Origin of the sequence: Actinoplanes sp. NPDC048791 (genome assembly GCF_040650095.1) — a bacterium.
Classification (GTDB): Bacteria; Actinomycetota; Actinomycetes; order Mycobacteriales; family Micromonosporaceae; genus Actinoplanes.
In genome coordinates this window covers 1-7,620 of sequence record NZ_JBEZGQ010000355.1, presented here as the reverse complement: position 1 = coordinate 7,620, position 7,620 = coordinate 1, and the positions used below count along the sequence as shown (strand labels likewise).

Here is a 7,620-nt window from a genome sequence, read left to right as displayed (position 1 = left end):
CCGGTCGCGACAGCGACGTCCCAGGCGAGGACGGCGGCGTCGAGGGCGCACGCGGCTGCCGCGAGGGCCGGCGTCAGCTCCGGCTCGGGCGGCTGCGGGGTTCGGACCGATGCCGCCGCCGGGTCGACACCGGCCCAGGCACCGGTGGCCGCCTCGATCGCCTTGGTGACCGTGTCCTGGACGCCGGCGTCGAGCCGGCGCGGCGGATCGAACGGGTTGTAGGACGGCAGCGAGCCGGCTCCGACGATGGACGCCCAGGCGTGCTGGTCGCCGGCGGCGTGGAAGAGCACCTGGGCCACTGTCCATTCCGAGCAAGGTGTCGGGTCGTCGAGCCGGTCGGTGTCGACAGCCCCGGCGGTGACCTGGCGCAGGGCGTCAAGAGCGGTGGTGAGTACGGTGAAAGTCACGGATGGTTCCTCTCGATGGGTTCCTGCCGGCTGTCGGGCCGGACGGTCAGGTGAGTGCCGCGAAGAACTGGCGGATGTCCTCGACGAGCAGGTCGGGGGCGTCGTGCGTGGCCCAGTGCCCGCCGCGGTCGTAGGTGTTCCAGGCGACGATGTTGTGGTGGTCGCGTTCGGCGAACCGGCGCACCGCGTGGAAGTCGAAGGCGAAGGCAGCCAGGCCGATCGGCACGGTGGTGGGCCCGGCCGGATCGGCGTTGCGGGCGGCACGGTGGTTCTCGTAGTAGAACCGGGCCGACGAGGCGGCGGTGTTGGTGAACCAGTACAGCGCCACATTGGTCAGGATGTCCTCGGGGCTGAGCGCGGTGCCGAACAGCTGACCGCTCCAGGCCAGCTGCCCGGCCGGCGAGTCCGCCAGGGCGTGGGCCAGGGTCTGCGGCTGGGCCTGCTGGGACCGGTCGTGGACCGCGTGCTCGGTGAACGCCTGACCGAACTGCAGGGCGCCGAAATCCTCGCCGGTGAGCCCGTCGAACTCGCCTTCGTCGCCACGCGGGAAGGAGAAGATCTGCGTGACGTGCACCCCGCTGACGTGCTCGCGGTCCAGCTCACCGAGCAACGGCGAGACGATGGCGCCGGCGTCGTTGCCGTGCGCACCGTAGCGGTCGTAGCCCAGCCGCCGCATCAGCTCGGCCCACGCGGCGGCGGTCCGCCACGCGCTCCAGCCGTGCTCGGTCGTGGGCCCGGAGAAGGTGAAGCCGGGCAGCGACGGGATGACCACGTGGAAGGCGGGCGCGCCCGGGCGGCCGTACGCGGCCGGATCGGTCAGCGGGCCCACCAGGCCCAGGTACTCGACGAAGCTGTTGGGCCACCCGTGGGTCAGGATCAGCGGGACGGCGTCCGGCTGGGCCGAGCGTACGTGCACGAAGTGGATCCGCTGCCCGTCGATCTCGGTCGTGAACTGGGGGTACTCGTTCAGCTCGGCCTCGCGGGCCCGCCAGTCGAACGAGGTGCGCCAGCGCTCGACCAGGTCCCGGACGTACGAGCCCGGGACGCCGTACTCCCAGCCGGCCGGGGCGGGGGTGCCCGAGCCACCGGCGACGACCTCCTTCTCGGGCAGCTCATCGGCCCAGCGGGTACGGGCGAGCCGCTCGGCCAGGTCGTCGAGACCGGCTTGCGGTATCGCGATGCGGAACGGGGTGATGCTCGGATCGGGCACGGCGGTCGCCTCCCTGTGGACGTCTTCGGCCTGCCTAAACGGTCACAGAGGCGAGGGGTGCGAGGTAGTGTCTGCCGCACGAATCCGGCTGCAGATTGCACACCGGTCGGGGAGGGTTCGTGACCGCGTCCAGGCCGATCCGGCTCGCCACCATCCCGGTCGTGCTGTGTGTCGCGCTCTACTGCGTGTACCGCATCCTCGAGGTCGTTCCCTGGGGTGGTTACGATCCCGGCTTCGACCCCGGCGGGCAGGTGCTGGCCACCGGCGTCATCCTGGCGACCGGCGCGGTGCAGCTCCGGTTCGCGTTCACCCGCCTGTCCGGTCTGCGCGCCGGCGCACTGCTGGGTGCGCAGGTCCTGTTGGTCTACGGTCCCTATCTCGTGTTCGGCTCCCTCTGGGACCCGTCCGGGGCCTTCGTCGTCGCCGCCGTGCTGCTCACCTTCGCCGGCCGGTACTCCTGGGCGGTGGCGGCGTTCGCGGTGCTCTGCGACCTCACGGTCCGGGTGCTGCTCGACCAGCCGGGCATCGTGGACGCCGACGGCGTGGTCTATCCGCGGGTGGCGTACTCCGCCATCGTGGCGGTGGTACTGGCACGTGGCAGACATCAGGACGGCCCCGCAGGGCCTGCTCAAGGCGGGAGCCGAGCAAGTGCAGGAGGTCAAGGACGTGGGCGACGGCAAGCTGATCACGACGGTGCGCGACGACGGCACCGTCCCGAGCCTCCTCCAGCCGGCATGACGAACCCCGAGCCGCGCCCGCCGGCGATCCGCAGAGCAGACGTCCTGGCCAAACTGACCGCCCCGGTCGCCGACGCCTGGGTTGCGACCGGCACCGCGGACGGGCCGTACCTGGTGCCGCTCACCCTGGCCTGGCTGCGCGAGCGGATCGTCCTGGCCACCGACGGCAGGTCCCGCACGGCGACGAACATCGCGGCCACCGGCACGGCCCGGCTGGCCCTGGGCGGGACCCGGGACGTCGTCATGATCGACGCGGTGCTGGAGGAGACCTTCCCGGTGGCGCAGGCGCCTTCCTGGGTGGCGGACGGCTACGCGACCGGCACGGACTGGGATCCGCGCAGCGCCGGCGGCGCCTACCTCTACCTGCTCCTGCGCCCGGACCGCATCCAGGCCTGGCGCGAGGAGAACGAGCTCGCGGACCGGACCTTGATGCGCGACGGCGTCTGGCTGAGCTGAGCCGCAAAAGGCGCGAGCGCCGCGATCAGAGATCGCGGCGCTCGGTCCTTGCCTGGTTCAGAGCTACATCTGGACGAGCGACCCCGCGTACATCTTGTCGATCTGCTCGGCGAAGTTGGTCTCCACGCTGCGCCGCTTGATCTTCATCGACGGGGTGATCTCGCCCTGCTCGATGCTCAGGTCGCGGGGCAGGATGGCGAACTTCTTGATGGTCTCCCACCGGTTGAGCTTGCCGTTGAGCTCCTCGATGTAACCGGCGATCAGCGTTTCCGTCTCGGCCGCGGTCACGATCTCGCGGTAGCTCTTGCCGGCCAGCGGGCCGCCCGCCGCCCAGCCCGCGATCGCTTCCTCGTCCAGCGAGATCAGCATCGTCACGTAGTTGCGGGCCTGACCCACCACAACCGCCTGCGACGTGTACGGGCAGACCGCCTTGAACATGCCCTCGATCGCCGACGGGGCGATGTACTTGCCGCCGGAGGTCTTGACCAGGTCCTTCTTCCGGTCGGTGATCTTCAGGTAGCCGTCGCTGTCCAGCTCACCGATGTCACCGGTACGGAAGAAGCCGTCCTCGGTGAACGACTCCTCGGTCTCCTTGGGCAGGTTGTGGTAGCCGCGCATGACCGGGGCGCCGCGCAGCAGGATCTCGCCGTCGCTGTCGATGCGGCACTCCAGGTCGCCCAGCGGCTGGCCGACCGTACCGATCTTGAGCTTGCCCATCCGGTTGACGAAGTTGGCCGCGCTCGACTCGGTCAGGCCGTAGCCCTCCATGATGGGCAGGTTGGCCGCCGCGAAGAACTCCGCGATGTCGCGGCTCAGCGGGGCCGAGCCGGAGACCAGCACCCGCAGCCGCCCGCCGAGGCGCTGCTGCAACTTGCTGAAGACCAGCTTCTCCGCGACCGCGTACTTGGCCTTCAGCACCCCGCCGACCGGCTTGCCGGCCTGCTCCAGGGCGACCTTCTGCTTGCCCACGCCGACCGCCCAGCCGAAGATCTTGGCCTTGGCGCCGCCGGCGCTCAGCGCGGTCGTCACCGTCTTGTTGTAGACCTTCTCGAAGATCCGCGGCGCTGCGCACATGAGCGTCGGCTGCACCACGGCGAGCATGTCGACCAGCTTGTCGACCCGCCCGTCGACGTACGTCGGCACGCCCACGTGCAGGATGCCGCAGAGCAGGGTCTTGCCGAACGAGTGCGACAGCGGCAGCCACAGATACTGCAGGTCGGTCGACTCGAACAGGCCCAGGTCCGCCTGCGCCACGCCCTCCCAGGTCCAGCCGCGGTGCAGCAGCTGCACGCCCTTGGGCCGGCCGGTCGTGCCGGAGGTGTAGATCAGGGTGGCCACGTTGTCGGGGCCGACGCCCTCGACGATCCGGTCCACCAGGTCGGGCTGCTCGGCCAGCGCCGCCCGGCCGCGCTCCTCGAGCTCGGCCAGGGTGAGCTGCGGCGGCGTGGCGTTCGCGTCGGCCAGACCGTCGATCAGCACCACGTGGGTGACCGAGGTGTCCGCGCCGGCCAGCTTCAGGGCCTGCTGCGGGTTCTCGGCCACCAGCACCTTGGAACCGGAGTCGGCCACGATGTAGGCCGCGTCCTCGGGCTCGGTGGTGGGGTAGACCGTGGTGGTCGCCGCGCCGGCGCAGTTGATGCCGAGGTCGACCAGGACCCATTCGAGCCGGGTGCCGGACAGGATCGAGACCCGGTCCTCCAGGCCCACGCCGAGGCCGGCCAGCCCGGCGGCGATCGCCGTGGCCCGCTCGCCGACCTGGGACCAGGTCAGCCAGCTGATCGCGGTGTCGTTCGCCGTCGGTACGGCGAATGCCTGACCGTTCGGGGTCGCCCGCACACGTTGCAGGAACATGTCCGGGATCGACCGGTAGGGAACCTCGAGAGCCATCGGGCGCCGCCTCTTTGCGTCTATGGGGGATTACGTGACAGCCGTGTTACCGCAGAGTATTGCCCGGGCGTCGCGAGGGCCAGAGTGCGGTGGGTGGACCTGCACAGGTGATCCTAACCGGGTCGCCGCCCGAGGTCTTTCAGCAATGGCGGTATGGCCCTTTCGATATAGAGGGATGTCGACGTCCTGCCCCTAATCTCAGCTCAACGGACCGGGTGGGCCACAAGCCCAGGACACGGGTCTGCAGGCGCGAGAGAGGAAAAGCATGGCGATTCGACGCCCCCGAAGCGGCCGCTTCCTGGCCGTGAGTTTGCTCGTCGTGGCAACGACGACCGTCGCGACGGTGACCCCGGCGACGGCAGCCCCCGCCACCGGGCAGATCCGGCTCGCCGGCACCGCCGACGCGGTGGCCGGCAGCTACATCGTGGTTCTCAAGGACAGCGCGGTCGCGAAGACCAACCGCGTGGCGGCCGTCGGCGACAAGTCGTCGAGCCTGGCCCGCGGCTACGGCGCGGAGGTCCGCCGCACGTTCGGCGCGGCGCTCAACGGTTTCGAGGCCGGGATGAGCGAGGCCGCGGCGAAGCGGCTCGCCGCCGACCCGAGCGTCGCCTACGTCGAGCAGAACCAGCGGGTCTCGCTGCTCACCACGCAGACCGGCGCCACCTGGGGCATCGACCGCATCGACCAGAAGGCCCGGCCGCTGAGCACGACGTACACGTACGACACCACGGCGAGCAACGTGACGGCGTACATCATCGACACCGGCATCAAGTACACCCACAACGACTTCGGCGGCCGGGCCCGGGTGGGCTACGACGCCGTCGGTTCCGGCGGGGTCGACTGCAACGGTCACGGCACGCACGTCGCCGGTACGGTCGGCGGCGCCACGTACGGCGTCGCGAAGGCCGTCAAGCTCGTCGGCGTCCGGGTGCTCAACTGCTCCGGCAGCGGCACCAACGCCGGGGTCATCGCCGGCGTCAACTGGGTCACCCAGAACGCCGTCAAGCCGGCCGTGGCCAACATGAGCCTCGGCGGCGGCGTCAGCACCGCGCTCGACAACGCGGTGGCCAACTCGATCAGCTCGGGTGTCACGTACGCGCTGGCGGCCGGCAACTCGACCGCGAACGCCTGCAACTCCTCGCCGTCGCGGGTCGCCTCGGCCATCACGGTCGGCGCCACCACGAGCACCGACGCCCGCGCCTCCTACTCGAACTACGGCACCTGCCTGGACATCTTCGCGCCGGGCTCGGCCATCACCTCGGACTGGTACAGCAGCAACACCGCGACCAACTCGATCAGCGGCACGTCGATGGCCTCGCCGCACGTGGCCGGGGCCGCGGCCCTGGTGCTCGCGGTCAACCAGTCGCTGACCCCGGCCCAGGTGCGCGACACCCTGGTCAACAAGGCCGTCACCGGCGTGGTGACCAGCCCGGGCACCGGCTCGCCGAACCGCCTGCTCTACGTCGGCCCCTGAAACCCGTGCAACGCGACGGAGCCCCGGACCGCCAGGTCCGGGGCTCCGCTCTTCCTGCGGTACGGCGTCAGTCGTCCGAGCCGTCGTCGTCGGAGTCGTCGTCCGAGCCGTCGTCGGAGTCGGGCCCGTCGTTGTCGGTCTCGCTCTCGTGCCGCAGCACCTCGCCGGTGGCGCGGTCCACGTCGATGTCGTGCTCGACCGTGCCGGCCTGGACCTCGATGTCCCACACCGCGCGGCCGTGCTCGGTCTCCCGCTCGCTGTCGGTGACCTGGCCACCCCCGGCCGCCTTGATCGCGATCTCCTTGGCGGCGTCCAGGCTGACGGCGTCGGCGGCCGCGGGCGCCGAGGAAGCCGACGAGGACGGGTCCGCCGAGGACGGGACCGACGACGAAGGCGCGGGGGAGTCGGTGGAGGCCGACGGCGCCGGCGCGGCGACGATCGCCGTACCCGACGTGTCGTCACTGCCCGCCGCCATCGCCGTGCCGCCGAGAGCGAGCGCGGCCACCGCGCCGGCGGCGAGGTCGGAAGCGGTACGAATCCTGATCATGAAAACCTCCTGTGTCGTGAACGGAACACCGACAGGTTCGCGCCCGGCGCGCTATGGCCGCGCTGTGCGATCGCTAAGACCGGGTTAAGGCCGATCAGAGCCGGTAGACCGAGACGTGGTCGGTGCTCGTCGCGTCGAACGGGCTGCGGTGCCAGTCGGCGTAGCGGGCCTCCAGGTGCAGGCCGGCCTGGGCGGCGAGCCGGTCGATCTGCTCCGGCCACAGGTAGCGCATCCCGAACGGCTGCAGGCGTACGCCGCCCGGGGTGAAGCTCACGTTCTGCCGGATGTACGTCTGCGCGGCCCGGTCGTAGCGGTGCAGCCGCAGCGAGGCCTCGTCCTCGGTCACCGAGCGGACCTGCGGATGCTGCTCGTCGCGTTCGAAGTCGGCCGGGTTCGGCACGAAGGCCTCGATGACGAACGCGCCGCCGGGGGTCAGCACCCGGGCGACGTTGCGGAAGCAGGCGGCCTGCCGGTCGGCGTCGACCAGGTTGAACAGGGTGTTGAAGACCAGATAGGCCAGCGGGAACCGGCCCCGTACGGCGACGTCGGCCATGTCGCCGATGACCACCGGCAGGTCCGCGCCCCCGGGCTTGGCGCGCAGCTTGGCCACCATCTCGGGTGAGCCCTCCACCCCCTCGACGCGCAGGCCGCGGGCCGCCAGCGGCAGGGCCACCCGGCCGGTGCCGATGGCGAGCTCCAGCACCGGGCCGCCGTCGGCGATCCCGGCGAGGAAATCCACGGCCGCGGCCGGGTCGGGGTTGCTCGTCGCGTCGTACGCGGCGGCCCACTGGCGCCCGAACAGGCCGGGGTCATCGAACATCGACATGCCCGTCAGGACAACAGAGGATCAATCGGGCGGCAAGCGCTTTACCGAAGCCAGTTCCAGCCGGACCCGCGCGCCG

At 71.0% G+C, this 7,620-nt stretch carries 7 protein-coding genes; 2 read left to right on the top strand and 5 right to left on the bottom strand.

The window, feature by feature from the left end; all coding sequences use genetic code 11:
* Together AB0C29_RS24050 and AB0C29_RS24045 are read right to left on the bottom strand one after the other, a co-directional pair.
* The coding region (locus tag AB0C29_RS24050) for a maleylpyruvate isomerase N-terminal domain-containing protein (RefSeq protein WP_360824015.1) at positions 1-407 on the bottom strand (407 nt) is incomplete at its 3' end.
* Between the two features lie 46 nt (positions 408-453).
* Positions 454-1,617, bottom strand: coding sequence for an epoxide hydrolase family protein (locus tag AB0C29_RS24045; protein WP_360824012.1), 1,164 nt, complete (start codon positions 1,615-1,617; stop codon positions 454-456).
* A 119-nt stretch (positions 1,618-1,736) separates the two neighbouring features.
* Here AB0C29_RS24045 and AB0C29_RS24040 point away from each other — a divergent pair, with 119 nt between their 5' ends.
* Positions 1,737-2,810, top strand: coding sequence for a hypothetical protein (locus AB0C29_RS24040; protein ID WP_360824009.1), 1,074 nt, complete (start codon positions 1,737-1,739; stop codon positions 2,808-2,810).
* A 63-nt stretch (positions 2,811-2,873) separates the two neighbouring features.
* Here AB0C29_RS24040 and AB0C29_RS24035 read toward each other — a convergent pair whose 3' ends face one another.
* Positions 2,874-4,697: a long-chain fatty acid--CoA ligase gene (locus AB0C29_RS24035; RefSeq protein ID WP_360824006.1), complete on the bottom strand. Its 1,824-nt coding sequence runs from the start codon at positions 4,695-4,697 to the stop codon at positions 2,874-2,876.
* A gap of 265 nt (positions 4,698-4,962) precedes the next feature.
* Here AB0C29_RS24035 and AB0C29_RS24030 point away from each other — a divergent pair, with 265 nt between their 5' ends.
* Entirely contained in the window at positions 4,963-6,171 is a 1,209-nt protein-coding gene (locus AB0C29_RS24030; RefSeq protein ID WP_360824003.1) for a S8 family peptidase, read from the top strand.
* A gap of 67 nt (positions 6,172-6,238) precedes the next feature.
* Here AB0C29_RS24030 and AB0C29_RS24025 read toward each other — a convergent pair whose 3' ends face one another.
* Positions 6,239-6,718: a PepSY domain-containing protein gene (locus AB0C29_RS24025; protein ID WP_360824000.1), complete on the bottom strand. Its 480-nt coding sequence runs from the start codon at positions 6,716-6,718 to the stop codon at positions 6,239-6,241.
* A gap of 94 nt (positions 6,719-6,812) precedes the next feature.
* On the bottom strand, positions 6,813-7,544 hold the full coding sequence (locus AB0C29_RS24020) for a class I SAM-dependent methyltransferase (protein WP_360823997.1): 732 nt from the start codon (positions 7,542-7,544) through the stop codon (positions 6,813-6,815).
* Positions 7,545-7,620: the final 76 nt, after the last annotated feature.

Excerpts from the sequence above, each read along its gene's own strand:
- AB0C29_RS24035 (WP_360824006.1), bottom strand. The coding sequence starts at position 4,697 with ATGGCTCTCGAGGTTCCCTACCGGTCGATCCCGGACATGTTCCTGCAA.
- AB0C29_RS24030 (WP_360824003.1), top strand. The coding sequence starts at position 4,963 with ATGGCGATTCGACGCCCCCGAAGCGGCCGCTTCCTGGCCGTGAGTTTG.
- AB0C29_RS24025 (WP_360824000.1), bottom strand. The coding sequence starts at position 6,718 with ATGATCAGGATTCGTACCGCTTCCGACCTCGCCGCCGGCGCGGTGGCC.
- AB0C29_RS24020 (WP_360823997.1), bottom strand. The coding sequence starts at position 7,544 with ATGTCGATGTTCGATGACCCCGGCCTGTTCGGGCGCCAGTGGGCCGCC.